This is a genomic window from Nocardia aurantiaca, from assembly GCF_009708175.1.
In the GTDB taxonomy this organism is placed as follows: domain Bacteria; phylum Actinomycetota; class Actinomycetes; order Mycobacteriales; family Mycobacteriaceae; genus Nocardia; species Nocardia aurantiaca.
In genome coordinates this window covers 226257-252722 of record NZ_WMBB01000002.1, presented here as the reverse complement: position 1 = coordinate 252722, position 26466 = coordinate 226257, and the positions used below count along the sequence as shown (strand labels likewise).

Below are 26466 nucleotides of genomic sequence, written 5' to 3'. Positions count from 1 at the left end.
GGCATTAAAGACCTTTCGGTATTGAGGTTCGGGTACCGAAGATCGGCGTTACCCAGGGGGATGACGGCCGCCGCCTCTCGTTGAGACTCCATCGAAGCGGACAAATCAGGTATGCGAAATCCTCGCGCCCCCTGGGGATCTCGCATACCTGAGGTCCGAAACGATGAGCAGGATCCCCGCAACCGAAGGCCGAAGACCCCTTGCGAACCCCTTCATCCGGGTGGATCCTCGGTCGGGAAGGCTCATCCGGCAGCGGTCGAGAGCCCCACCAGGGCGGATACGCCGGTTCCCGCATTCGCCACACGAAAATAGTTAAACCGTATAGGATTTCAAGCGGCCGAAGTTCGTGGCCGAGCCTCTTCCATCCGGTATTCAGCTACCAAAGGGGGCGCACGATGCCCGGTATCAGAAACGGCAGCGACGGCGAACGAGAACTGCAGGAGCGATACGGTACCGAGGAACGGGCACAGCGCTTCTACTCCGATCAGGTGCGAGATCGGCTCAATACCCACATGATCGATTTCATCCAGCGGATGGACATGGCATTCATCGCCACCTCCGACAAGCACGGTGAATGCGATGCGAGCTTCCGCGCCGGCAAGCCCGGCTTCCTGCACGTGATCGACGATCACACCATCGCCTATCCCGAATATCGCGGCAACGGCGTCATGGCCAGCCTCGGCAATATTCTCGAGAATCCGCACGTCGGCATTCTCATGATCGATTTCGTGCAAGACCTGATCGGCCTGCACCTCAATGGCACCGCCCGCATCGTGGACGACGCGCTCATGCGCCGCTGCGTCGCCGATCTGCCCGCCGACGCCCGCGGCCGCATTCCGGAGCGCTGGGTGGTAGTGGATGTGGAAGAGGCCTATATCCACTGCCGCAAGCACATCCCGCACCTGGTCCCCGCCCAGCGCGAGATGCGGCAGTGGGGCACCGACAATGTCCGCGCCAAGGGCGGCGACTACTTCCGGGCCAAGGAAGAGACCAACGCCCTGGTCGAGTCCTGAGCGATTGCGGCCCAGCGTCAATCGATCTTGAAGATCACCACGCGCTGAACAATGAAGTTGATCACGGTGGCGGTGCCCTGGGCGACACAGAAGGCGAGCCAGATCCGCCACCAGGCATCGGGCAGCGCGTAGTAGCAGAGCTGGTTGATGCCGACCTGCAACGCGAAGGTCACCGCATACAGCAGCACCACCGCGATGAAGCGCCTGCGGCTCGGCTCGGCCTTGAAGGTCCAGCGCCGGTTGATCAGATACGCCGTGGTCGTCCCGGCGATGAAGCTGAGGGACTTGGCCACCGGCAGTGGGAGCCCCACCAGCTTGAACAACAGCGTGTACAGGCCGAAGTCGACGATGGCCGACAGACCGCCGGTGACCGTGAACCGGACGATCTGCGTCTTGAGATCGACGTCCGTACCACCCGGTTCATCGACGAGGGGCAGCTCGGGCGGCAGGGGCAGATGGGGTTCCGCGGTCACAACGCAGAAGAGTAATGCCCGGGACAAAGGACACAAGCCTCGAGACGGTTATGCCTGTAGCCTCTATGCCGATGTCCACGAAAGCTCAGACCACCACCGCGGCCGCCGCCGAGCCCAGCTCGGCAGGCGAGGGCGAGGGCACCGCGTCACAGGGTTCGTTCGACCTGCCGACGCAGACCCGACGCCTGACCGGTTGGGGTCGCACCGCAGCCACCACCTCGGAAGTGCTCTCCACCAATGACCCGGAGCTGATCGCCAAGGCGGTCGCCATGGTCGCGGAGGACAACGACGCCAAGCCCGCGCACCTGCGTCGCGGTGTCATCGCCCGCGGCCTGGGCCGCTCCTACGGCGATCACGCGCAGAACGCGGGCGGCCTGGTCGTCGACATGACCGCGCTCAACCGCATCCATCGGATCGACCGGGACTCCCGGCTGGTGGATGTGGACGCGGGCGTGTCCCTCGACCAGCTGATGAAGGCGGCGCTGCCGTTCGGCCTGTGGGTGCCGGTGCTGCCGGGCACCCGGCAGGTCACCGTGGGCGGTGCCATCGGCTCCGACATCCACGGCAAGAACCACCACAGCGCGGGCAGCTTCGGCAATCACGTGCGGTCCATCGATCTGCTCACCGCCGACGGCAAGGTGCAGACCATCGGGCCGAAGAAGAACGCCAAGCTTTTCTGGGCCACCGTCGGCGGCAACGGCCTGACCGGCATCATCCTGCGCGCCACCATCGAGATGACGCCGACCGAGACGGCCTACTTCATCTCCGACGGCATCAAGACCGTCGACCTGGACGAGACGATCGCGGTCCACAAGGACGGGTCCGAGGCGAACTACACCTACTCTTCCACCTGGTTCGACGTGATCTCCGGGCCGCCGAAACTGGGTCGCGCCAATGTGTCGCGCGGCCGGCTGGCGAAACTCGATGAGCTGCCGAAGAAACTGCGCAAGAATCCGCTGAAGTTCGATGCGCCGAATCTGCTGACGGTGCCGGATATCTTCCCGAGCTTCGCGGTCAACAAGTTCACGCTGGGCATGGTCGGCGAGGCGTATTACGCGCTCGGCGGCAATTACACCGGCAAGCTGATGAACTTGACGCAGTTCTATCACATGCTGGACGTGATCTCGGAGTGGAATCGGGCCTACGGTTCGAAGGGATTCCTGCAGTACCAGTTCGTGGTGCCGCCCGAGGCCCTCGACGAATTCACCAAGATCATCGTCGATATCCAGGCGTCCGGCCACCATTCGGCGCTCAATGTGCTGAAGTTCTTCGGCCCTGGGAATCAGGCTCCGCTCAGCTTTCCCATGGAGGGCTGGAACACCTGCTTCGACTTCCCGATCCGGCCCGGCCTCAATGACCTGGTGCGTGAACTCGACCGCCGCGTACTCGAGTTCGGCGGCCGTATCTACACTGCCAAGGACTCCCGGACCGACGCGGAGACCTTCCACAAGATGTACCCCCGGATCGACGAGTGGATCAAGATCCGCCGAAGTGTCGATCCCACAGGCGTTTTCATGTCCGATATGGCGAGAAGGCTGGAGCTTCAGTGATCAATGCGGTAGGGAACCCGCAATCCATTCTGCTGCTGGGCGGCACCTCGGAGATCGGCTTGGCGATCTGCGCCGAGTATCTGAAGAAGGGTCCCGCGCGCATTCTCCTGGCCGCCCTGCCCGGTGACCCGCTGCGCGAGGACGCCGTCGCCCAGATGAAGGCGGCCGGCGCCGCCGAGGTGCAGGTCATCGACTTCGACGCGCTCGAGACCGACAGCCACCCGGCCGTGATCGACGCGGCGTGGGCGGGCGGTGACGTCGACGTGGCGATCGTCGCGTTCGGCATCGACGGCGACGGCGAGATCTTCTGGCAGGATCAGCGCAAGGCCGTCATGATGGCCGAGATCAACTACACTGCGGCGGTCTCCGTCGGTGTCCTGCTCGGCGAGAAGATGAGGGCGCAGGGCTACGGCCGCATCCTGGCGATGTCCTCGGTCGCCGGTGAGCGCGTGCGCCGGTTCAACTTCGTCTACGGCTCCACCAAGGCCGGCCTGGACGGCTTCTATCTGGGTCTCGGCGAGGCGCTCGCCAAGTTCGGTCCGCGCGTCACGGTCATCCGCCCCGGCATGGTGCGCACCAGGCTCTCCGCGCACGCCAAGGAGAACGGGCTCACCGTCAACAAGGAAGACGTCGCCGTCCTCGCGGTTTCCGCCTCCGATAAGGGCAAGGAAATCGTCTGGGCCCCCGGCACTTTCCGCTGGGTCATGATGATCCTGCGCCACGTGCCGCGCCCGATCTTCCGCCGCCTGCCCATCTAGGCGACACGTTCCTTCACCGATACGCATGCCGCGTCCGACTCACCGGCGCGGCATGCTCCATTCCAGCCCGAAGATCCCGGACATCCGTCGGGTCGAGTTGTCCCCGCCGGCACCGGGTCCCTTCGTTCGAAGCACTTCCGACGGCAGTGACTAGGCTGGCGCGCGGTCCATGGACACGAACGCGGAGGCAGAGTGCGGATGAGCGAGCGGGCGAGCGGGCGGGGGGGCGTGCTGGCGCGGCGGGCCGGTGTGGCTGTCGGGGAGGCGGTGCTCGCCGCGGTGGTGGCCGCCGGGGTGGCCGCGGTCGGGCTCGAGGCGTTCGCGACCGTGCACTGGCCGGCGTTCAACTCGTCCAATGTGACCCGGGCGCTGACCACCGTGGGGCAGGTGGTCGCGCTGGCCGTGCTGGTGATCGCGGTGGTGCTGCTGCGCCTACGCAAGTGGGTCCAGCTCGCGAAACCGCTGTCCTGGGGCGGGCTTTCGGCCTTCGTGACCGTGACGCTGGGCATGCCGCTGGCCGCGACGAAGCTGTACCTGTTCGGCATGTCGGTGGACCAGGAGTTCCGGACGCAGTACCTGACCCGGCTGACCGACAGCGCCGCGCTGCACGATATGAACTACGTCGACCTGCCGCCGTTCTACCCGGCGGGCTGGTTCTGGATCGGGGGCCGGTTCGCGAGCCTGACCGGTCTGGCCGGGTGGGAGGCGTTCAAGCCGTTCGCGATCATCGGCTTGGCCGTGGCGGCGGTGGTCGCTCTCGTGCTGTGGTCCAACCTGATTCGGGCGGACTGGGCGGTGGCGGTCGCCGCCGCGACCACGGCGGTGACGCTGGCCTACGGCTCGCCCGAGGCGTACAGCGCGGTGCTCACCCTGCTGCTGGGACCCGCCCTGGTGCTGGCCTGGGGCGCTCTGCACCGGCCCGGCGAGGTCGGCGGTGATGTCACGGAACCGACCGCCGGCGGCTGGGGCGCGGTCCTGGGTGCCGGGCTGTTCCTGGGGCTGGCAGCCACCTTCTACAGCCTGTACTTCGGCGTCGCGGTCTTCGCGGTGTGCCTCATGGCCCTGATTGCCGCGGGACTCGCGATCCGGACACAGCACACCTGGCGTGCGATATGGCCGATCCTGGTGCGGCTCATCGGAATCGGTGCCGTCGCGGGTGTGCTGGCGCTGACCGTGTGGACGCCGTTCCTGCTGAAGTTTCTGTCCGGCAAGGCCTCTCTGGGCTCGGGCTCGGCCTTTCACTATCTCCCCGAGACCGGTTCGCGACTACCGCTGCCCATGACCGAATTCACGCTACTCGGTGTCTTCTGCCTGGCCGGAACCATCTGGCTGGTGCTGCGCGCGGGCAGTTCACGCCGTGCTCAGGCGCTGGGGATCGGTGTCGTCGCCATCTATCTGTGGTGCCTGCTGTCCATGGCCGCGACCGCGGCCGGCACCACGCTGCTGTCGTTCCGGCTCGAATCCCCGCTGATCGCGCTGCTCTCGGCCGCTGGCGTGTTCGCCTTCGCCGAGGGCGCGCGGGCGATCTATCAGGCGCTGAACGAGCCCGGCCGGTTCCGGATCGCCGCGGCGGCGGTCGCGGTGGCCGGTGCGATCGGGTTCAGCCAGGGCATTCCGACGGTGCTGGCGGCGGAGATCACCACGGCCTACACCGATACCGACGGCAATGGCGTGCGCGCGGACGCGCGGGCGCCGTCGGCGGTCTCGTACTACCGCGACATCGACGCGAAACTGCTGGAGCAGACCGGCCGTTCGCGCGACGCCAGCGTGGTGCTGACCGCGGACACCAGCTTCCTGGCGATCTACCCGTACTACGGATTCCAGGCTCTCACTTCGCATTACGCGAACCCGCTGGCCGATTTCGCGGCGCGGACCGCCGAGATCCAACGGTGGAGCACGCTGAAGACGCCGCAGGAGCTGTCCGACGCCCTGAACCACTGCCGCTGGCGCGCGCCGGATGCCTTCCTGTTCCGGCGTTCCGGCGACGACTACACGCTGCGGCTCTCGCAGGACGTGTACCCGAACGACCCGAATGTGAAGCGTTTCACAGTTTCCTTCCCCAAGTCGCTCTTCGACGACGCGCACTATCGGATCACCGATATCGGACCGTTCACCCTGGTGACGCGTGTTTGAACAAAGGAACGAGACAAGGATCACTTATCCCCAAAGTTTGTCCAATTCCTGTGGATAAGCATGAGTTTCTGTGGATAACTTCGCGCCTTACCACTGCACTCTCAGAGGAACCCGGTAGCGTTGGCCGCTGATTGCAAGGCATCCGAGGAGTTTGCGCGTGACACAGGGGTGGGTATCCGACCCGGGGGATGAAGGCGGCTCGGCGGTAGCGGTTCTCGACCGCGACGCCCCGGATACGGCTCGCCCCAAGCTGTCTCGACCGCGGCGCGCCGCACGGCGGGTGCGGCTGGCGCGAGCCGATCTGATCGTCTCGGCGGCGTATCTGTCGCTGGCGGTGCTGGTGCTGTCCGGTCAGTGGCGGCACACCGATCGCGGCTATCTGATCAAGAGCGGCCAGGACCAGACCATGTGGGAGTGGTTCTTCGCGGTCACCGCCCACAATGTGGCGCATCTGGAAAACCCGCTGGGCACCATGCTGCAGAACTATCCCGACGGCGTGAACATGATGGCCAATACCGCCATGTTCGGTGTCGGTGTGCCGCTCACTCCGGTGACACTGCTGTTCGGCCCGACCGTCACCTTCGTGCTGGTGCTCACCCTGGGCCTGTTCGGCACCGCCTTCGCCTGGTACTGGCTGTTCTCGCGGGAGCTGGTGGCGTCGAAATTCGCGGCGGCCGCGGGCGGTCTGTTCTGCGGCTTCGCCCCGGCCATGATCTCGCACGCCAACGCGCACCCGAATTTCGTCGTGCTGGCGCTGCTTCCGCTGATCGCGCTGCAGCTGATCCGGATGACGCGGGCATGCGGTGCGCGGCACAAGCGCGGGGAGGCCGAGCGCTCGCTCTGGAGCGCGCTTCGCCTCCCCGCGCTTGCGCCGCGCACCCTCCCGGAGCGAAGCGCAGGGCAGATCAGACACAGTTTCACCCTGGGCCTGCTAGTGGCCCTGCAGATCGCGCTCGGTGAGGAGCCGCTGCTCATCTTCGCGCTGTCCTTCGGGGTCTTCGCGCTCGTCTACTACCTGCATACGCCGCGCGCCGGGCTGCGCGCGCTGCTCGCCATCACCCCGACGGTGCTGCTGGCCGCGCTGATCACGGTGGCGCTCACCGAGATACCGCTGTGGTGGCAGTTCTTCGGTCCGCAGTCCTACCGTTCCATCGATCACGGGCCGATGAACAACGATCTCGAGGCGCTGTTCCAGTTCCCGTCCGAATCGCTGGGCGGCCTGGTCTCGCACGGACAGAACGTGGCCATCAACGCCACCGAGGAGAATTCGTACTTCGGCTGGCCGCTGTGGATCGTGGTCACGGTGGCCGCGGTGCTCATGTGGCGCGAGCGGGCGGTGCGCGCGGCCGCCACCGTGACCGTGGCCTTCACGGTGCTGTCGCTGGGCGCGACCCTCATGATCGGCCACCGCAACACCGGCATCGCACTGCCGTGGCAGCGACTCGAGAATGTGCCGCTGCTGAATTCGGTGCTGGAGTCGCGCTTCACCATGGCCGCTATTCCGGCCATCGCCCTCATCCTGACGCTGGCGACCCAGCGCGCCCTCGATTACTGGAAGGTCTCGGCGACCGACTGGCGGCCGCTGGCCCTGTTCGGCGCGCTGGCCTTCGCCCTGCTGCCACTCACCCCGACCATCCTGCCGACGGTGCAGCGGGCCCCCACGCCGGCCTTCTTCGCCGACGGCACGGTGCGCCGCTACGTTTCGCACGGTTCGGTGGTGGTCACGCCGCCGCCGACCCCGCCGGACGCGCGCGCATTGCGCTGGCAGGCCGACTCGGGCTTCGAATTCCCGCTCGCCGGAGGCTATTTCGTCGGCCCGACCGGCACCTCCAAGAAGGGTCGCTACGGTCCGGACGACCGGCCCACCGCGAGCCTGCTGCTGAAGGCGCAGCAGTCCAACAAGATTCCCGTGGTCGACGACGCCGCCCGCGCCCAGGCGCTGGCCGACCTGCGCTACTGGCGCGCCGACGTGATGGTGCTGCCGCCCACCGACAACAGCGACACCCTGCGCCTGACCGTCGACCAGCTGATCGGGTTCCCCGCCACCTACGTTGACGGCGTATGGCTCTGGGACGTGCGCGACCTGGTGGGCCCGCGCGATCCGGCGTAATCGGCCGACTCGGGTGTCGTCACTTGACGCGGGTATAGGTCACATAGCCGCTCACCGAGAGCGCGCGAGTGATCCTGCCGTTGCTCAACACCAGCTCATGGGTGTCCTGGGGGCTGCAACTGCTGCCGCCGGAGATCACCGTGCCCGCGCCGACGGTGATGTCGCCGGCGCCGGGAACGCCCAGCAGCCGGTAGTCGAAGACGCAGAGTGGCCGGCTGCCGCGCAACACCGTGGAGGTCACCACGGCGTCGTTCAGATTGCCCTGCCGGATGACGAGCCGGTAGTCGTCGGCATTGGAGTCGCTGGTCCCCGACCATTCGCCGACGAAGTCCTGCGGCACCCGGCCCGCGAGCGTGGACGGCGGCACGGCGGCGATGGAGGTCGCCACGCTCGACACGGCGGTGGCCACCGTCGGCACCGCCGCGGAAACCGGTGCGCCACTGGTCCTTCCGTGACTCTCGAGATTCACCGTCACCAGCACGGCGCTACCGCCGATCACCGCGGCGGCCAGCACGGCCAGCAGTCCGGTGACCACACCGCGTCCCACGCCCGCCCCGCCGCGGGCGGGTTCCGGGGCCCGATGCCGGTGCGGCGCAGCGTCTTCGAACGATCCGGCGTTCGCTCCGTAGGCCACGCCGTAGGCGGGCGCGCCGGGGTCGGTGTGATAGTGCCCGGGACCGAGGACGGTCGGATCCGTACGCGGTGAGCGGAGCACGGTCGGATCGGTGCGCGGGGAACGCAGCACGGTCGGATCGGTGCGCGGCGAGCGCGGCACCCCCGGATCGGTGACGAAGCCGATCGGCGGCGTGTCCGACACGGTCGGCGTCGACGCCACCCGCCAAACCTGCCACACCGCATCGGTGAAATCGGCGCAGCTGGGGAATCTTTCGTCCGGATGCTTGGCCAGCGCGCGGTCGAAGACGGCGTCGAAGCCCCCGGGCAGATCCGGACGCACCTGCGAGACGTGCAGCGGCGGCGTGCTGGTGTGCGCGTAGATCAGGCCCGCCAGATCGGTGGCCAGGAACGGCCGGCATCCGGTGAGCAGCACGAAAAGCGTGCAGGCCAGCGAGTATTGGTCGGTGCGCGGATCCAGGAACCGGCCCGAAACCTGCTCCGGTGAGGCGAAGGCGAAGGTAGCGGAGATGTCCCCGGTCCTGGTGACGTGGGTGGTCTCGTCGCGCAGCCGGGCGATGCCGAAGTCGGTCAGCAGGGCACGTTCCGGGCGGCCGTCCTCGGCCGGGGACAGCATGATGTTCGACGGCTTCACGTCCCGGTGCAGCACACCCTTGCCGTGCGCGTAGTCCAGCGCGGAGGCGATGCCGCTGCCGACGCGCAGGGCCCGCTCCGGCGCCAGGCCCGAAAGGCTGTCCGCGTCCGGGCCTTCCACGAACTGCATGGCGATCCACAGCCGCCCGTCGTCGAGGCCGCGGTCGTAGACCGACACGATATTCGGATGGTCGAAGCGGGCGGTGATGTCGGCCTCCCGCTCGAAACGCCGCCAGCCCTCGGCATCGGCGGTCACCTCGTCCCGATTGAAGACCTTGACGGCGGCCAGGCGCGGTAGCCGGGGATGCCGCGCGGCGTAGACCGTGCCCGAGCCTCCGGCCCCGATCCAGCGTTCGATGACGTATCCGGCGATATCCTCGCCCGGCTTCAGATCGGCCATGGTCGCGCACCTACCTACTTCAGGGGAGCCCTTTCGAGCCAGTCGGTCAGGAGGCTGTTCACCGTGTGCCCCGGCCAGCGCAGCACCATGACGAATCGGGATCTCGGATCGCCGTCAGGGAAGGACACGGCGGCGAGCGCGCGATGGGCTTCGGTGTCCGGGGTGGCGGCCGGGTCCACCCCGGCGGCCGTGGTGACCGTCAGGGCCCCCGCGACGTCCTGGTGGGTGACGGCGGTGGTGCGGGCGTCGTTGTCGAAGAAGAGCGCGGCCACGGATTGGCCCGGCCGCGCATCGAAGTCGAGGACGTCGAAGCGGACCTGGCCGGTGGTGTCATCGGCATTGCACAGCACGCGGTGCGCGCCGTGGGCCGCCTCGCCCGGGCCGGGGTCCTTCGGCCGGCAGGAGCCGCCCTGCCAGCCCACCGCGGTGCCATTGGCGGCGAGCTGGCCGATCAGGCTGGGGAAGGCGCGGGCGATGGCGGCGGCGTCACGGCCCCAGGACGCGACCACCGCATCGGCGCTGGTGTACGTGATCAGGCCGCTCACATCGGTTTTGCGGCTGACCCGCCCGTCGGGCAGCAGGGTGAGGGTGGTGGGCCCATTGGCGCGGCAGGCATTGGCCGGCTCGCGGACCACGATCTCGGACGTGCCGACGATGAGGCGATCGCCGTCACCGGGCACCTGGTCCAGAGGCGCGGAGAATTCGCAGTGGAACGGAGAACCGTTGGGCAGCACGCCGTCCACGCGATTGGACAGCACCGGATCGCCGAGTTCGGCCTGCCGCACGGTCAGCCGGTAGTTGGTCTGCCCCTCGGTGGCCAGCCACGTGCCCACGAACCGGTCCGGCACCAGGCCCAGGCCCGTCCGGACGGCGGGGGAGCCACCCTGATGAAGGGCGAAACCCACCCCCGCGGCGGTTACCGCGGCCACCGCCACCGGCACCAGGGTGCGACGATGTAAAAAGTTCTGCCACATCGGTTTCCGGGTGCGTTCGCGCGGGCTCCGAGGCGCCGGACGCGGCAGCGGACCGGCCGGGGCGGTCACCGCCAGGGCCGGATCGGAGTAATACGCCTGGGTGGCGGCGAAAACGAAATCCCCGCAGCTGTCGAAGCGATCCTCCGGATCCTTGGCCATGGCCCGCTCGAAGACCTCGTCCATGGCCGCCGGGAGTTCGGGATTCACCTCGCTGATGCGCAGCGGCCGCTCCCGGGTGTGGGCGTGCACCCAGCCCAGCGGATTGTCGGCGCGGAACGGCCGATGGTCGGTGAGCAGCACGAAAAGCGTGCAGGCCAGCGAATATTGGTCCGAGCGCGGGCCCACCGGCTTGCCGCTCACCTGCTCTGGTGATGCGAAAGCGAAAGTGGCGGAAATATTTCCGGTATGGGTGAGCTTGGTGGTCTCGTCGCGCAGCCGGGCGATGCCGAAGTCGGTGAGCAGGGCGCGCTCCGGGCGGCCGCTGTCGGGATCGGCGACGAGGATGTTGGAGGGCTTCACATCCCGGTGCAGGACGCCCTTGCCGTGCGCGTAGTCCAGCGCGGCCGCGATCTCGGAGCCGATGCGCAGTCCCCGTTCCGGCGAAACATGCTGCAGCTCAGCCGCATCCACGCCGTCGATGAACTGCATGGAGATCCAGAACCGGTCCTCGGCGACGCCGCGGTCGTAGACCTGCACGATATTGGGGTGGTCGAAGTGGGCCGCGATATCGGCCTCGCGCTCGAAACGCCGCCAGACCTCGTCCTCGGCGACCTCGTCGCGTTTCAAGATCTTGAGGGCCGTGAGCCGGGGTAGCCGTGGGTGCCGCGCCGCGTAGACGACGCCCGACCCCCCGGCGCCGATTCGCCGGGCGATCACATACCCGGCGATGACTTCGCCAGGTCGCAGCTCGGTCATGCTTCCTCTTTGTCTTCCGGCCCGGCCCCACGCCCGGTTCGGATAACAACCATCCTGACGGAGATCCGCCGGATCGGCTACCGGTCAGCCGCTCGGAGGCAGAACGTTCGGCCCCGTCGAAGCCCCGATGCCGGGAGATGCGATGCCGGACGCCGGGAGATGCGAAGCGGCCGATGACACGGTCGATAGAGTCGGTGCTCGTGCGCGCAGACTCCCGAGCGTTCCACCGCATCCGCATCCTCGCCCTGGTGTCCGGGTTACTCGGATTCCTGCTGGCGGTGATCACGCCGATCCTCCCGGTCAACCAGGACCGGCCGACACTGCGTTGGCCGCAAGGGAATACGGCCGACATCGCGGCGCCGCTGGTGTCATACGTGCCGCTGAACCTGGACGTGACGCTGCCCTGCCAGGTGCTGCGCGAATTGCCGACCGGCACGCTGTTCTCCACCGTGCCCGCGGCCTCCGGACAGGCCCAGTCGAAGGGCCTGGTCGTCAAGGTCACCGACGAGCCCGACAAGGGGCGCACGGTATCGGTGCTGGTGCGGCTGATTCCGCTGCTGTCCGCGCCGGTGGCGGAGATCCAGGACTGCGCGTCGATCACCGTCCACTCGGACGCCGCCGAAACCCGGGTCGAATTCACCGGGGTCGACCGCCAGGACGGGACGCCGTTCACCGGGAAGGTCGGCGGGGACACCCGGCCGCAGGTCGTGGGCCTGTTCACCGACCTGAAGCGGGACCAACTCGGTACCGCCGGTGCCACCGTGAACATCGACGCGCGCTTCACCTCCAGCCCGACCTGGCCAAAGCGCCTCGCCACGGTCGGGGCGGTGCTCTGCACGCTCATCGCCCTCTACGCCCTGCACCTGCTGGACACCTCCGACGGGCGCAGGCCCCGCCGGTTCCTGCCCGCGCACTGGTGGCGCGTGCGGCTCGCGGACGTCGCGGTGCTGGGCACGCTGGTGGTGTGGCACGTCATCGGCGCCAACACCTCCGATGACGGCTACATCCTGAATATGGCTCGGGCCTCGAAGGTTTCGGGCTACATGGCCAACTACTACCGCTGGTTCGGGGTCGCCGAGGCGCCGTTCGGGTGGCCGTACGAGGTGCTCGCGTGGATGACCCGGATCAGCGATTCCAGCCCGTGGATACGGCTGCCCGCACTGCTGGCCGGAATCGTGTGCTGGCTGGTGATCAGCCGGGAAGTGCTGCCGCGCCTGGGCTCGCGGGTGCGGCGCGACACCATCGCCATCTGGACCGCCGGACTGGTGTTCCTGGCCGCCTGGATGCCCTACGACAACGGGCTGCGGCCCGAACCCCTGATCGCCGCGGGCGCACTGCTGACCTGGTGCTCCATCGAAAGAGGCATCGCCACCGGGCGTTTGCTGCCCGCCGCCGTGGGCGTGCTGATCGCGGGCTTCTCGCTGGCCGCCGGACCGACCGGGCTCATCTGCATCGCGGCGCTCATCGCGGGCGCGCGGCCGGTGCTGCTGATCACCATCAAGCGCGCCCAGGGGCCGGGCTCGTGGCTGCTGCGCTACGGTGCGCTGCTCGCGCCGGGCGTGGCCGCCGGAACCCTGGTGCTGGTGGTGGTTTTCGCCGATCAGACCCTCGCGTCGGTCATGGAGGCGACCCGGGTGCGCAAGCTCATCGGCCCCAATGTGGCCTGGTTCGACGAACGCACCCGGTGGGATTCGCTGCTCATGCTCTCTCCCGACGGCTCGCTGGCCCGCCGCTTCGGCATTCTGGCCATGCTGCTGTGCCTGGGTGTGTGCGTCCTGGTGATGCTGCGCAAGAACGGTCGCATCCCGGGGACCTCGCGCGGGCCGTCGGCGCGGATCCTGGGCATCATCTTCATGTCGCTGTTCCTCATGATGTTCACCCCCACCAAGTGGACCCACCACTTCGGCGTGTACGCCGGGCTCGCCGGATCGGTGGCGGCCCTGGCCGCGGTCGCGGTGGGAGTCAACGGGATTCGCTCACCGCGCAACCGGACGCTGTTCGCCGCGGCGGTGTTCTTCCTGCTGGCCATGACCTTCACCGGGCCCAATGGCTGGTGGTACGTGTCCAGCTACGGCGTGCCATGGTTCGACAAGGCGCCGCTCATCGCGGGCAAGGGCTTCTCCACCCTGTTCCTGGGCCTGGCGGTGCTGTGCCTGTTGATCGCGGCGTACCAGCACTTCCGGGAGCCGTACACCACACCGCGGCCGGTGCGCGGCTTCGACAAGTTCGCCAGCATGCCGCTCACCATCGCCGCGGCCGTGCTGGTGTTGTTCGAGGTGTTGTCGCTGGCCAAGGCGGCCGTCGGCCAGTACCCGGCATACTCCATCACCCAGTCGAATCTGCGTGCGCTGAAGGGTGATTCGTGCGCGCTGGCCAACGAGGTGCTGGTGGAGACCGATACCGCCGGTTCTCCGCTGCGCCCGTGGACCGGGTCGGACGCCGACGGATTGGCCGCGCAGAACACCGGATTCACCCCCAATGGCGTCGCCTCCGACCTCACCGCGGACGCGGAGGAGACCGTCACCGGCAGCGCCAACTCGGTGAACAAGACCGGCAACAAGACCTCCAAGACCACGGGCGCCGGCACCGGCGGTGGCAAGAGCGAGGAGACCGGCATCAACGGCAGCTCGGTCGCCCTGCCCTTCGGCCTGGATCCGGCCAAGACGCCCGTCCTGGGCAGTTACACCGAAGGCGAGCAGCAGGTTTCGAAACTCACCACCCAGTGGTACCGGGCCGATATCGACGGCGTGCGCGACAATCCCGCCTACAAGCTGCTGGTCGTGACGGCCGCCGGCCGCATCAGGTCCTTCGACAAGGACGGCGTGGAGACCTACGGGCAGGACCTGTTCGTCGAGTACGGCACCCGGGACGCCGCGGGCAATGTCACGAATGTCGGCCGGATCCGGCCGATCGATATCGGCCCCAGCCCGTCGTGGCGCAACCTGCGCGTCCCGCTGGATCAGATTCCCGCGGGCGCCAACTCGATTCGCCTGGTGCTCACTGACGCCGACCTCACCCCGCGTCAGTGGCTGGCCGTCACCCCGCCCCGGCTGCCCCGGCTGGAGACGCTGAATTCCCTGGTGGGCGACACCGCCCCGGTGCTGGAGGACTGGCACGTGGGCCTGGCCTTCCCGTGCCAGCGGCCCTTCGACCACCATGACGGCGTGGCCGAGGTGCCCGAATGGCGCATCCTGCCCGACCGGGTGGGCCAGGACGCCTCCAATGCCTGGCAGGACGACATCGGCGGCGGCCCGCTCGGCTGGACCGGATTGCTGCTCGAGTCCGAGACTCGGCCGTCGTACCTGAACCACGACTGGAGCCGGGACTGGGGCGCACTGGAGAAGTTCACCCCGTACGTCCCGGATGCGAATTCCAAGCCCACCCTGGACGTGACCGTTCAGTCCCGCTCCGGTCTGGCCAAGGATTCACCCATCAAAGCCAAGTGAAAGGCGACAACTGATTTCGCGAGGTCCGGGCTAACTCGTCGGGCACGCCCAGAATCGGTTCGGCACCCGACCGCCGGCACGGGTGCGGTTCCGCCGAACGGCGCCCGGAGAATATTCGGGGAGGCGGGGAAGCCCGCAAAATATTCGGAGAGGCGGAGGAGAGTGAACACCGCCACTCTCAGCGATGGCACGTACGATCAGCAACCGTGCCAGACGCCTCCGCAGTCCTCACGAAGCCGAATCCCCCGGCAACCACCCCCGTGACACCGCGCGACTATCGCGTCGCGAAGCTCATAGCCATCGTCGCGGGCGTGCTCGGGACGCTGTTCGCGCTGGCGGCGCCGTTCCTGCCGGTGCGGCAGACCCAAGCCGAGGTGAGCTGGCCGCAGGCCGGGTCGCTCGATCCGGTGCAGGCGGCCCTGATGTCGCAGGTGCCGGTCGACGTGAACGTCACCATCCCGTGTAGCGCGGTCCAGCAATTGGATCCGCGCGGCGGCATTCTGCTGGCAACCGCGCCGCCGCAGGGCAAGAGCGCGGACCTGGAGGCCATGTTCGTCCGCGTGTCCGGCGAGAGCGTCGATGTGCTGGACCGGAACGCCGTGGTGGCCAGCGCCACCCGCGCGGAGATGACCGAGTGCTCCCGGCTCGTCATCACCTCCGACAGCAAGCAGACCTACGCCGACTTCGAGGGCGTCACCCGCACCGTCGAGAAGCCCACCGCCGACGGCGGCCGGGAAATGGTCACCGCGCCGGTCGAGGGCCGACTGCTCGGCGATCTGCGCCCCCAGGTGGTGGGCGTGTTCACCGATATGAAAGGCGCTGTGCCGGAGGGCCTTTCGTTCCACATGACGGTGGACTCCCGATTCTCCTCCTCCCCGACCGTCATCAAGCTGGTGGCCATCATCGCGGCCGTGCTGCTCACCCTGCTGGCCATGGGCGCGCTGGCGGTGCTGGACACCAGCGACGGCCGCGGCCACCGACGCGTCCTGCCGGCGCACTGGCTGAAGCCGACCTGGGCCGACGGCGGCATCATCGGCACCCTGCTGCTGTGGCATTTCGTGGGCGCCAACACCTCCGACGACGGCTACATCCTGACCATGGTGCGTGCGGCCCCGCACGCGGGCTACCTGGCCAACTACTTCCGCTGGTACGGCGTACCGGAGGCGCCGTTCGGCTGGTACTACTACGTCATCCAGGCATTCGCCGAGATCTCCACCTCCAGCCCCTGGGTGCGAATTCCCGCGCTGCTCTGCGGAATCCTGTGCTGGCTGGTGATCAGCCGCGAAGTGGTGCCGCGGCTGGGCAATGCGGTGGCCCGGTCCAAGGTCGCTCTCTGGACCGGCGGCCTGGTATTCCTGGCCTTCTGGCTGCCCTACGACAACGGCCTGCGGTCGGAGCCCATCGTGGCCCTGGGCGCACTGCTGACCTGGGTCTCCATCGAGCGGGCCATCGCCACCTCGCGCCTGCTGCCCGCCGCGGTCGCGGTGCTCATAGCGGCGTTCACGCTGGCGGCGGCCCCGACCGGGCTGATGTGCGTGGCGGCGCTGCTCGCGGGCATCCGGCCGCTGGTCCGGATCGTGGTCCGGCGGCGCGAACAGTTCGGTGACCTCGCCCTGCTCGCCCCCATCGCGGCCGCCGGATTCCTGGTGCTGGTGGCGGTTTTCGCCGATCAGACCTTCGCCGGGATCATGGAGGCCAACCGGGTGCGGCAGGTGACCGGGCCGAATCTGGCCTGGTACGAGGACTATCTGCGCTACTACTACCTGTTCGTCGAGACCGTGGACGGCTCGCTGGCGCGGCGGTTCGCGTTCCTGCTCATGATCCTGTGCCTGATCACCACCATGCTGGTGCTCCTGCGCCGGCGGCAGGTGCCGGGCATCGCGAGCGCGCCGACCTGGCGGCTCATGGGCGTGGTCTTCGGAACCATCTTCTTCATGATGTTCAACCCGACCAAGTGGACGCACCACTTCGGCTCGTACGCGGGCATCGCGGGCTCGCTGGCGGCGGTGACCGCGGTCGCGGTGTCCGCCACCGCGCTTCGCTCCCGCAAGAATCGGTCGGTCTTCCTGGCCGGACTGCTGTTCACCCTCGCCGTCGCGTTCTCCGGTATCAACGGCTACTGGTATGTCTCCAGCTACGGCGTGCCGTGGTTCGACAAGACCGTCTCCCTGCACGGCTTCCAGTCCAACACCCTGATGCTGGTGCTGTTCGGGCTGGCGCTGGCCTTGGTGGCCTGGCAGTCGCTGCGCGAGGGCTACGCCAAGCCGATGGAGAGCGGGAAGACCCCGCGCGGCAAGCGGATCCGCAGGTTCGCCGCCATCCCGCTCACGGTGGTCGCGGCGCTCATGGTGATCTTCGAAGTGGTGTCGCTGCTCAAGGGCGCGGTGCAGCAGTATCCGGCCTACTCGCTGGCCCGCTCGAACATCGACGCGGTCACCGGCAAGACCTGCGGGCTCGCCAATGACGTGCTGGTCGAGGGCGATGTCAACAGCGGCAATCTGACCCCGATCATCGATCCGGCCCATCCGCCCCTCAACGGCGACCCGCTGGCCGGTGAGAACCCGGTCGGCTTCTCCCCCAATGGCGTCGCCGACAAGCTGGACGCCGACAGCGTCGAGGTGAAGCCGGGCACCGGCAACACCTCCACCCAGACCGTCGGCCCGGCCTTCGAGAAGGGCCAGAACGCGGGCACCGGCGGCGGCAAGGGCGCACAGGGCGTCAACGGGTCCACCGTGGCCCTGCCCTTCGGCCTGGACCCGGCCACCACCCCGGTCATGGGCAGCTACCAGGACGGCGTGCAGCAGCCCGCCTCCCTCACCTCCAGCTGGTATCAGCTGCCGCAGCGCTCGGCTGACACACCGCTCATCGTCATCTCGGCGGCGGGCCGCGTCATGTCCGTCGACGACACCGGCAATATGACCTACGGCCAGGACCTGTTCCTCGAGTACGCGCATCGCGATCCGGACGGCACCGTCGGCGAGGTCAAGTCCTACCGCCCGCTGGATATCGGCCCGGCGCCCTCGTGGCGGAACCTGCGCATCCCGTTCTCGGCGCTGTCCGACGACGCCAATGTGGTCCGCATCCGTGCCAACGACCCCATTCTGATCGGCGATCAGTGGCTGGCCTTCACCCCGCCGCGGGTGCCGAAGCTGGTCTCGCTCAACAGCTACCTGGGCTCCACCCAGCCGATCCTGCTGGACTGGGCGGTGGGCCTGCAGTTCCCGTGCCAGCATCCCTTCGATCACCGCAACGGTGTGGTGGACGCGGCGCCCAAGTACCGCATCCTGCCCGACCGCCCGCTGGCGATCAGCTCCACCAACACCTGGCAGGCCGAGGAATTCGGTGGTCCGCTGGGCTGGGCGGAGATGCTGGCGTCCTCCAAGACGGTTCCGACCTATCTGAAGGACAACTACGCCCGTGACTGGGGCTCGCTGGAAGAGTACGAGCCCTTCTATCCGGACCCGGCCGACCCGGCCAAGGCCAGGTTCCCCAAGCCCGCGCAGGTCGACACCCATGTGGTGACCCGCTCCGGGTTCTGGTCACCGGGAAAGATGCGGGTCTTCTGACCAAGCTGGGACATGCCGCGATTCGCGGCCGCCCGCACTTCGCGCGGGCGGCCACTGTCGAGGCGGTTCGTTCGTACGGGACGCGACAACTGATTTCGCGAGGTTCCGGGTAACTCGTCGGGTACGGCCAGAATCGGATCGGCTCCCGACCCCCGGCGCGGGTGGGCTGTCGGCGGCTCTTTGCGGCCCGCTGAAGTCCGGGGAGGCGGCTCAGCTGCTACTTCTTGGCGTCGACGTGCGCGACCCATTCGTAGACGGGCAGGTTGCCTTCCGGAGTGTCCCGCCATCGGGACGTCACTCTGAACCGCTCGTACCCGCCCCCGAATGCCACGCGCAGCTCGACGCCCGGTGGCGTGATCGGGACGATCCGCGTTTCGAGGCCATCCGGCCCGCCTTCGAGTAGCGCCATCGGTGAGGTACTCATAGCTGAAGGCTCTCACATCTATACGGGTCACCCGATAGATTCAGCGCAATCGGCGAGCCGCCCGAACGAGCCGCCCGCGGCCGGGGTCAGAGGCCGAGCTGGCTCAGCAGGCCGCTCAGCAGCCCGCCCACGAGCGGAACCTTGGCGGCGCTGCCGCTGGCGACATCGTTCACCCCGGTGACGCTGACGCCGATGTTCATGCCGCCGGCGGCGCCGACTGTGAGGTCGTCATTCGCGATGATCTTGTAGGTGCCGACGGCCGTCGGGGTCCACTGGAGGGTCGCGTCGCCCGAGGAGTTCACCGGGAAGGCGCCGAGTCCGGCGCTGACGCCGCTCGGATCCACGACCCAGAAGCCCACCTGCGTACCGGGATTCGTGCCGCCGACGTGCGCGGTCACGGCGTAGGTCTGGTTGATGTGCGCCAGCCCGCCCCCGAACGTCAGCCCGGTGACCTGCGCGGACGCGGTCGGTGCGGCGGACATGACCGCCAGGGCGGTCGCGGCGGTCGCCGCGCCGCCGATGATCAACTGCCGAATTCGAAGGGTAGCCATTACTGCTTCGCTCCCAAAGCTCTCATTGCCAAAATTGAAATGCGATGTTTTCACAAATTGAGCCGGGCCGCAATGGCTCACGGCGAAACCGCCGCTACAACGGAAACAGATGATGTTTGCGGGGATTGCGCGGCATTCTCTTGTCGCGGAGCAGATGCAGGGCGCGCCGAATCTCCAGACGGGTATCGGCGGGTTCGATGACCGCGTCGATATAGCCGCGTTCGGCAGCCACCCAGGGCGTCGCCACCGTGGCATTGTAGAAATCGATCATTTGCCGGCGCATGGCCGCGCGCTGCTGCTCCGGAGCCGCCGCCAGGGTTTTGGCCCCGATGAGGGAGACCGCGCTCTCCGCGCCCATGACCGCGATGCGGGCGGTGGGCCAGGCCAGATTCACGTCCGCGCCCAGCTGTTTGGAACCCATGACGGCATAGCCGCCACCGTAGGACTTGCGGATGACCACGGTGACCTTGGGGACCGTCGCCTCCACGAACGAGAAGAGGAACCGGCCACCGCGCTTGATGACGCCGATCTTCTCCTGTTCCACCCCGGGTAGGAAGCCCGGAGTGTCGACCACGAAGACCAGCGGGATTTCGAAAGCATCGCAGAGCCGGACGAAATGGGCGGCCTTGTCCGAGGCGCGGGCATCGAGCGCACCCGCGTAGACCTGGGGCTGGTTGGCCACCACGCCGACCGAGCGGCCGTCCACCCGGGCGAAGCCGCAGATGACGTTGCGGCCGGCGGGTTCCCCGAACTCGTGGAACTCGCCGTCGTCGAAGATCCGGAGCAGGATCTCGTGCATGTCGTAGGCGGCGTTATCGGCGTCGGGCACGATGGAGTTGAGTTCGAGATCCGACTCCGTGATCTCCGGTTCCAGACCGGGATTCACGATCGGCGGCAACTCCTGGCAACTCGACGGCAGATAGCCCAGGTAGTCGCGCACCCACTGGAACGCGGCGGCCTCGTCCTTGGCCACGTGGTGGATATTGCCGTACTGGGCTTGGGAATTCGCGCCGCCGAGCTCCTCGAGGCTGACGTCCTCACCGGTGACCTCGCGAATCACCTTGGGGCCCGTGACGAACATGTACGCCTTCTCGGTGGCGACCACGACATCGGTATTGATGGGCGCGTAGACCGCGCCGCCCGCGCAGCTGCCCAGGATCATCGAGACCTGAGGCACCAGGCCGGACAACGGTTCCTGGCGTCGGCCCAGTTCGGCGTACCAGGCCAGCGAGGTCACCGCCTCCTGCACGCGCGCGCCGCCGGAGTCGTTGATGCCGACCACCGGGCAGCCCACCTTGGCCGCGAATTCCATGATCCCGGCGACCTTGCGGCCGAACATCTCCCCGACCGAACCCCCGTAGACGGTCTGGTCGTGCGAGAACACGGCCACCGGACGGCCCTCGACCAGGCCGTGACCGGTGACCACGCCATCACCGTAGAGAGCGCTCTTGTCGCCCGGATTGCGCACCAGCGCACCGATTTCCACGAAGGTGCCGGGGTCCAGCAGCATAGCGATGCGGTCGCGGGCGGAAGGGATGCCCTTCCTGGCCCGCTTGGCGATTCCCGCATCACCCGCCGGTTCCCTCGCGATGTCGAGCTTGTGTCGAAGGTCGGCGAGTTTCTCGGCGGTGGTGCTCACTGGTCTCCTTTCGGCCCAAACCTACTTTCGCAGAACCCGTGTCGCGGTGGTGCTATTTCGTTGTGGTGTCGATCTCCGCCAATTTCTTGGTGAGGTCGGCGCCGATGGTGGCGATCCGCGGCTCATCGATGATCTGAATGTGGTCGCCCGGGATGTGGACGATCTCCAGATGCGGAATGTGCTCCTGCCAGCCGCCATTCGGCCGCCGCTCGGCGAAACGCGGTTCCAGCTCGATCATTCCGTCGTGGTAGCGATCGGCGAGGTACAACGTCACCTCGCCGTCGTACTTGGACGGCTCGATCTTCTGCAGCTCCTTGCTGTCGATCCACGAGGTGCGCTGGTGCTCGATCACGCCGCCCGGGATGTCGACCCCGGCGAACTTCAGCAGCTCCATGATGATCTCGATCTGCTCGGCGTCGGACGCCGCGGCCAGCTCCTCGAGCTGCTCCTGATCGAGTTCGCCATTGAAGCCGTAGGTCTTCTGCGCGAAGGACTGGTAGCGGCGAATCCGCTCCACGCGCTCCTCGGGCGCATCGCTGAACGGCTCGACCGGCAGGGCCAGATCGATCAGGCCGACGTGCCGGACATCCGCGCCCTCGGCGCGCATGATCTGGGCGACCTCGAGCGCGAACACCGCACCCAGCGACCAGCCGTAGAAGAGGTACGGCCCCTCCGGCTGCCGCTTACGGATCTCCGGAATGTACTGGCGCGCACGCTCTTCGATGGTGCCCTCGACGCGCTCGAGGCCGTACATCGGGGTGCCGGCCGGGAGCCGGTTCAGCAGCGGCTCATACACCAGCGTATTGCCGCCGGAGGCGTGGAATACGAAGACCGGCACCGCGCTCGAACCGGCCTCCTTCGCGCGCAGCGTGCGCACGAAGCCCTCCAGATCGGAGCTGCGGCCCTGGTAGCGCACCACTACCTCGGACAGTTGCTCGATGGTCTTGGAGGCTCGCACCTCGGCCGGATCGACCTCGGCCTTGACCCGCTCCGACAGCCGAGCCACCAGCTTCTCCAGAGTGGCGTCGTCGACCTCGGGCAGCTGGTTGAAGATGCCGCCCGCCGTCTTGCCGGTCACCAGCGCCCAGGTGGCGAAGGCCAGCCGCTCTTCGCCATTGCGCGGGGGCACGTTGTCGGCATCGGTCTCGGCGATCGGCGGGGCCGACTCGTGCTCGAGCGATTCGGTAACCCGCTCGGCCGCTTCGGCTTCCGCGACGATCGCCTCGGCCTCGGCGACCGGCGAGGTGGTCTCGGTGGCGGGCAGCAGTGCGGCCGGATCCTCACCCGCGGCCATGGCGGCGCGGGCCGCGGAGATGAAGTCGGCGTCGACGGCGATCTCCTCGCCGGCGGCCTGCCGGGCGGCGATGTCGTTGAGCTGATCCCGGTGCTCGATCGCGTAGCGCAGCACCTTGCCGACCTCGAGCAGGCTGGCGTCGCGCACGGCTTGGATCTGCAGCTGCGGGATGTCGAATTCGTATTCGACGCGGTTCTTGATGCGCATGGCCATCAGCGAGTCCAGGCCCAGCTCCATGAGCGGGATCTCCATGGGGAGGTCCTCGACCGCGTACCCCATGGACTCGGCCACGATGATGGCGAGGCGCTGCTCGATGGTCTGTGCGCCCTGCGGATCCCAGCGCTCACCGGGGGCCGACGCGGCCACCTCGACCTTGGCGACTTCCTCCGTCATTCCCGCGTGCTGTCGGCCGGAATCCACCGGGATCCCGGCCGCAAGCACGCCGGGATGACCGGAGGTGGAGGTGACGACCGCGTCGAAGAGCGGCCGGAAGACGTTGCCCTCCTTGGCGTGCACCGAAACCGACGCGCCGCCCGGGTGCGGGGTGAGCGTGGTGGTCAGCGTGCCCGACGCGGGAATCGCGCCGTGGGCGACGGACGCGCCGACTGTGACCTCCGAGAGCACCTGTGCGGCAGCGGCATTCACCAGCGCCGCCAGGTCGGTGACGGCGGAGGCCTGCACCTCCCAGACGTGGCGGCCGTCCGGCAGCGCCACGTGCGCACCCGGCACCCGGCCATTGCCCGCTCCGCCGAAGTCGCCGGAGATCTTGGGCCAGTATTCCTTTCGCAGGAACGCGGTGCGCGGGACGGCGGCGTAGGCGCCGGCGGGCAGCAGCGAGGGCAGGTCCACCTTGTGGCCCTGCACGTACAGCTGCGCCAGCGCGGAGATGACGCCCGCGGCCTCGTCCTCCTTGCGCTTGAGGGTCGGGATGAGCGCGGCATTGTGCACGCCCGCCGCGAAGGTGGTGCCCAGGACCTGCATGAGCGCAACGGAATTCGGCGCCAGTTCCAGGTAGGTGGTGATGCCGTTGTCGACGGCCTGACGGATGGCGTTGGTGAAGTACACCGACCCGCGCATGTTCATGACCCAGTAGTCCACGTCGTGCACCGGCGCGTGACCCGCGCGGTAGACGGTGGCCTGATGCACGGTCGAGTACAGGTCGCGCTTGATCTTGGTCGGCTCGATGCCGGCCAGCTCTGCGGCGAGTTCGCCCAGCAGCATGTCCATCTGCGAGGTGTGGCCCGCGCCGCGGGTCTGCAGCACGCGCGCGAACTTGCCCTCGGCCTCGGCGCGCGCGACGATCGCGTGCACCTGATCCGGCATGCCGCCGATCACGGTGTTGTTCGGCGCGGCGTATACCGCGACCTCGATATCGGGGAACTCGGTCTCCTGGAGCTTGGCGATCTCCTCGGCCGAGTACTCCAGCAGGGCCATATTGCGGACCTGGTCGTCGGTGAGCATGGCCTCGCCCTCGGCCATGAGCCGCGAGCGCGCACAGATCACCCGCACCGCGTCCTCGAGCGGCAGACCGCCCGAAATGTAGGCTCCCGCGACCTCACCCTGGGAGTGGCCGACCACGCCCTCGGGCTCGGCGCCGTGCGCGCGCAGCACCGAGGCCAAGGCCACCTGGATGGTGAAGGTGCCGACCTGGCCCGTGCCGATGTCCCAGTCCATGGAGTCGTCGAGGATCATCTCCTTGACCGAGTACCCGGCCTCGTCCATGACCAGGTCGTCGACCTGATCCACGGCCTTTCGGAAGATCGAGTTCTCGGTGTAGAGCTGCTTGCCCATCTTCCGGTGCTGCGCACCGAAACCGGCCATCACCCACAGCGCGCCCTTGGCGGCGGGGGAATCGGCGGTGAAGACCCCGTTGCCGGGCTTGCCCTCGGCAATGGCGCGCAGACCCGCGATGGCTTCCTCGTGTGTCTTGGCGACCACCACGCCGCGCGAACGGCCGTGATTGCGCTTGGCCAGGGTGCGGGCCACGTCCTCGAGCGGAGTCGCCTGTCCCGCTTCGGATTCCAGCCAATCGGCCAAATCCTTGGCGGCGCGCTTGCGACGTGAGGGCAGGTAGCCCGACACCGGGAGGATCAGCGGCACCGGCTCTTCGCGGTTGCTCCACTCCGGTTCCGGCACCGCGGCTTCGGTGATCGCCTCGGCCTCGGCGACCACATCGGTGGTCTCGTCGTCGAGGTCGGCGGTCTCGGGAATCTCGGGCGCGACCGCGGCCGGCACGTACTCCTGAATGACCACGTGCGCATTGGTGCCGCCGAAGCCGAAGCCGGAGACGCCGATGGTGGCAGTGCCGCTGTAGCGCGGGAATTCGGTCGGTTCGTCGACGACCTTCAGGTGCGCCTGGTCCCACGCGATATAAGGGTTAGGACCGGTGAAGTTGACGTTAGGCGGAATGACGTTGTTCTGCAACGCCATGATCACCTTGGCCAGACTGGCCGCGCCCGCGCCGGATTCGATATGACCGAAGTTGGACTTGGCCGAACCCAGCAGCGCGGGCTTGTCGTCGTCACGGCCCCGGCCGATCACGCGGCCGAGCGCGTCCGCCTCGATCGGGTCGCCCAACAGGGTGCCGGTGCCGTGCGCCTCGATGTAATCGACGGTGGACGGGGCGATTCCGGCATCCCGGTAGGCCCGACGCAACACCTCGGCCTGCGCATCCGGGTTGGGGGCCAGCAGGCCATTGGAGCGACCGTCGCTGTTGACCGCAGAACCCTTGATGACCGCGAGGATCTTGTCGCCGTCCCGCTCGGCGTCGGCCAGGCGCTTGAGCACCACCAGGCCCGCGCCCTCGGAACGAATGAAGCCGTCGGCATCCTTCGAGAACGCCTTGAGGCGGCCGTTCTTGGCGAAGACGCCGTTGACCTCGAAGCCCAGGGTCACGACCGGGGCGAGGATCATGTTCACGCCACCGGCCAGCGCCAGATCGGAGTCGCCGTTGCGCAGAGAGCGCACCGCCTCGTGCACCGCTACCAGGGTGGATGAGCAAGCGGTGTCGACGGCGATGGACGGGCCGCGGAAGTCGTAGAAGTAGGAAACCCGGTTGGGGATGATGGCCGTGGACGAGCCCATCAGTCCGTAACCCTCGGCCGAGATGGGCACATTCGGATCTCGCGGTCCGCCCGCCGCACCCGCGATGATGAAGCTGAAGTCACTGGTCGAGGTACCGACGAATAGGCCGACCGGCTTGCCCTTGAGCTCGTTGGCCGGAATCCTGGCGTGCTCCAAGGCTTCCCAGGTCAGTTCCATCATGACCCGCTGCTGCGGGTCGACGCGCTCGACCTCGACCGGCGACATGGCGAAGAACTCCGCGTCGAAGCCCTTGATCACGTCCTGGTCGAGGTAACCGCCCAGGGTATTGGCCTTCTCGATGGCCTCGGCGAGCTGCGGATCACCCTTGAACTCGTCCCAGCGGCCCTCGGGTAGTTCCCGGATGGCGTCGCCACGGTTGATCAGGAATTCCCACGTGGATTCGGGCGTATCGCCCGCACCCGGCAGGCGGGTCGCGAGACCGACGATGGCGATGTCATGCGCCTCACCCGGCTGGTACCCCGCCGTATAGAACGAGTCGTCGGCCGCCTCGGCCGGAATGTCGGGCTCCCCATTGATGATTCGCTCGGCGAGCGAGGCGATGGTCGGGTGCTGGTACACGATGGTCGCGTTCAGCACGACCCCCGTCAGCTCCTCGATATCGCCACCGAGTGCGAGGGCATCACGCGAGGCCAGGCCGAACTCCTCCATCGGCCGGTCCACCGTGATGTTCTCGATCGGCTGCCCGCTCGCGTCGGCGACCCAGCGGCGCAGCCATTCCCGCAGGTCCGCCACCGACATATCGGCCGCGGCAGGTTTCTGCGCGGCCTCGCTCTCGGCCGCCGGTGCATTCTCGCTCGTCTGGGTGGGGTCCGTGCCCTCGTTCTCAGCCATCAGTTCCTCAAGCTACCT

Annotated in this window: 14 protein-coding genes; 7 read left to right on the top strand and 7 right to left on the bottom strand. The window is 67.9% G+C overall.

The window, feature by feature from the left end; genetic code table 11:
• Nucleotides 1–395: 395 nt before the first annotated feature.
• Nucleotides 396–1013: a pyridoxamine 5'-phosphate oxidase family protein gene (locus GLP40_RS04580; RefSeq protein ID WP_154786559.1), complete on the top strand. Its 618-nt coding sequence runs from the start codon at nt 396–398 to the stop codon at nt 1011–1013.
• A 17-nt stretch (nt 1014–1030) separates the two neighbouring features.
• Here the strand turns inward: GLP40_RS04580 and GLP40_RS04575 are convergent, their stop codons facing one another.
• Nucleotides 1031–1486 carry a GtrA family protein gene (locus tag GLP40_RS04575; RefSeq protein ID WP_328289683.1) on the bottom strand — a complete coding sequence of 152 codons (456 nt, stop codon included), beginning with the start codon at nt 1484–1486 and terminating at the stop codon, nt 1031–1033.
• A gap of 65 nt (nt 1487–1551) precedes the next feature.
• Between GLP40_RS04575 and GLP40_RS04570 the strand changes: the two genes are divergently transcribed.
• The 4 genes from GLP40_RS04570 to GLP40_RS04555 all read left to right on the top strand — a co-directional run bounded on the left by GLP40_RS04570 (nt 1552) and on the right by GLP40_RS04555 (nt 8037).
• Entirely contained in the window at nt 1552–3036 is a 1485-nt protein-coding gene (locus GLP40_RS04570; RefSeq protein WP_196054525.1) for an FAD-binding oxidoreductase, read from the top strand.
• Nucleotides 3033–3794, top strand: a complete 762-nt coding sequence (locus GLP40_RS04565) for a decaprenylphospho-beta-D-erythro-pentofuranosid-2-ulose 2-reductase (protein ID WP_328289682.1) — start codon at nt 3033–3035, stop codon at nt 3792–3794. Before GLP40_RS04570 ends, GLP40_RS04565 begins: the two co-directional genes overlap by 4 nt.
• A gap of 198 nt (nt 3795–3992) precedes the next feature.
• Entirely contained in the window at nt 3993–5927 is a 1935-nt protein-coding gene (locus GLP40_RS04560) for a galactan 5-O-arabinofuranosyltransferase (protein ID WP_154786556.1), read from the top strand.
• A gap of 250 nt (nt 5928–6177) precedes the next feature.
• Complete coding sequence (locus tag GLP40_RS04555) at nt 6178–8037, top strand: glycosyltransferase family protein (RefSeq protein WP_154786835.1); 1860 nt, start codon at nt 6178–6180, stop codon at nt 8035–8037.
• 19 nt (nt 8038–8056) lie between these two features.
• On the opposite strand, the gene GLP40_RS04550 is transcribed toward GLP40_RS04555, so the two are convergent.
• Both GLP40_RS04550 and GLP40_RS04545 read right to left on the bottom strand, forming a co-directional pair.
• Entirely contained in the window at nt 8057–9703 is a 1647-nt protein-coding gene (locus GLP40_RS04550) for a serine/threonine-protein kinase (protein ID WP_154786555.1), read from the bottom strand.
• Between the two features lie 14 nt (nt 9704–9717).
• Entirely contained in the window at nt 9718–11592 is a 1875-nt protein-coding gene (locus tag GLP40_RS04545) for a serine/threonine-protein kinase (RefSeq protein ID WP_154786554.1), read from the bottom strand.
• Between the two features lie 173 nt (nt 11593–11765).
• On the opposite strand from GLP40_RS04545, the gene GLP40_RS04540 reads away from it, so the two are divergent.
• Nucleotides 11766–15038, top strand: a complete 3273-nt coding sequence (locus GLP40_RS04540) for an arabinosyltransferase domain-containing protein (RefSeq protein ID WP_154786553.1) — start codon at nt 11766–11768, stop codon at nt 15036–15038.
• A gap of 206 nt (nt 15039–15244) precedes the next feature.
• On the top strand, nt 15245–18604 hold the full coding sequence (locus GLP40_RS04535) for an arabinosyltransferase domain-containing protein (RefSeq protein ID WP_407671529.1): 3360 nt from the start codon (nt 15245–15247) through the stop codon (nt 18602–18604).
• 217 nt (nt 18605–18821) lie between these two features.
• Here GLP40_RS04535 and GLP40_RS04530 read toward each other — a convergent pair whose 3' ends face one another.
• The 4 genes from GLP40_RS04530 to pks13 all read right to left on the bottom strand — a co-directional run bounded on the left by GLP40_RS04530 (nt 18822) and on the right by pks13 (nt 26448).
• Nucleotides 18822–19028, bottom strand: coding sequence for a DUF5988 family protein (locus tag GLP40_RS04530; RefSeq protein ID WP_154786552.1), 207 nt, complete (start codon nt 19026–19028; stop codon nt 18822–18824).
• 86 nt (nt 19029–19114) lie between these two features.
• Entirely contained in the window at nt 19115–19579 is a 465-nt protein-coding gene (locus GLP40_RS04525; RefSeq protein ID WP_154786551.1) for a hypothetical protein, read from the bottom strand.
• 94 nt (nt 19580–19673) lie between these two features.
• On the bottom strand, nt 19674–21218 hold the full coding sequence (locus GLP40_RS04520; protein ID WP_328289680.1) for an acyl-CoA carboxylase subunit beta: 1545 nt from the start codon (nt 21216–21218) through the stop codon (nt 19674–19676).
• Between the two features lie 52 nt (nt 21219–21270).
• On the bottom strand, nt 21271–26448 hold the full coding sequence (gene pks13, locus GLP40_RS04515) for a polyketide synthase Pks13 (protein ID WP_154786550.1): 5178 nt from the start codon (nt 26446–26448) through the stop codon (nt 21271–21273).
• Nucleotides 26449–26466: the final 18 nt, after the last annotated feature.

What these genes read in the sequence shown, in the direction of transcription:
- GLP40_RS04580 (WP_154786559.1), top strand. Translation starts at nt 396, where the DNA reads ATGCCCGGTATCAGAAACGGCAGCGACGGCGAACGAGAACTGCAGGAG.
- GLP40_RS04570 (WP_196054525.1), top strand. Translation starts at nt 1,552, where the DNA reads ATGCCGATGTCCACGAAAGCTCAGACCACCACCGCGGCCGCCGCCGAG.
- GLP40_RS04560 (WP_154786556.1), top strand. Translation starts at nt 3,993, where the DNA reads ATGAGCGAGCGGGCGAGCGGGCGGGGGGGCGTGCTGGCGCGGCGGGCC.
- GLP40_RS04550 (WP_154786555.1), bottom strand. Translation starts at nt 9,703, where the DNA reads ATGGCCGATCTGAAGCCGGGCGAGGATATCGCCGGATACGTCATCGAA.
- GLP40_RS04545 (WP_154786554.1), bottom strand. Translation starts at nt 11,592, where the DNA reads ATGACCGAGCTGCGACCTGGCGAAGTCATCGCCGGGTATGTGATCGCC.
- GLP40_RS04540 (WP_154786553.1), top strand. Translation starts at nt 11,766, where the DNA reads ATGACACGGTCGATAGAGTCGGTGCTCGTGCGCGCAGACTCCCGAGCG.
- GLP40_RS04530 (WP_154786552.1), bottom strand. Translation starts at nt 19,028, where the DNA reads ATGAGTACCTCACCGATGGCGCTACTCGAAGGCGGGCCGGATGGCCTC.
- GLP40_RS04525 (WP_154786551.1), bottom strand. Translation starts at nt 19,579, where the DNA reads ATGGCTACCCTTCGAATTCGGCAGTTGATCATCGGCGGCGCGGCGACC.
- pks13 (WP_154786550.1), bottom strand. Translation starts at nt 26,448, where the DNA reads ATGGCTGAGAACGAGGGCACGGACCCCACCCAGACGAGCGAGAATGCA.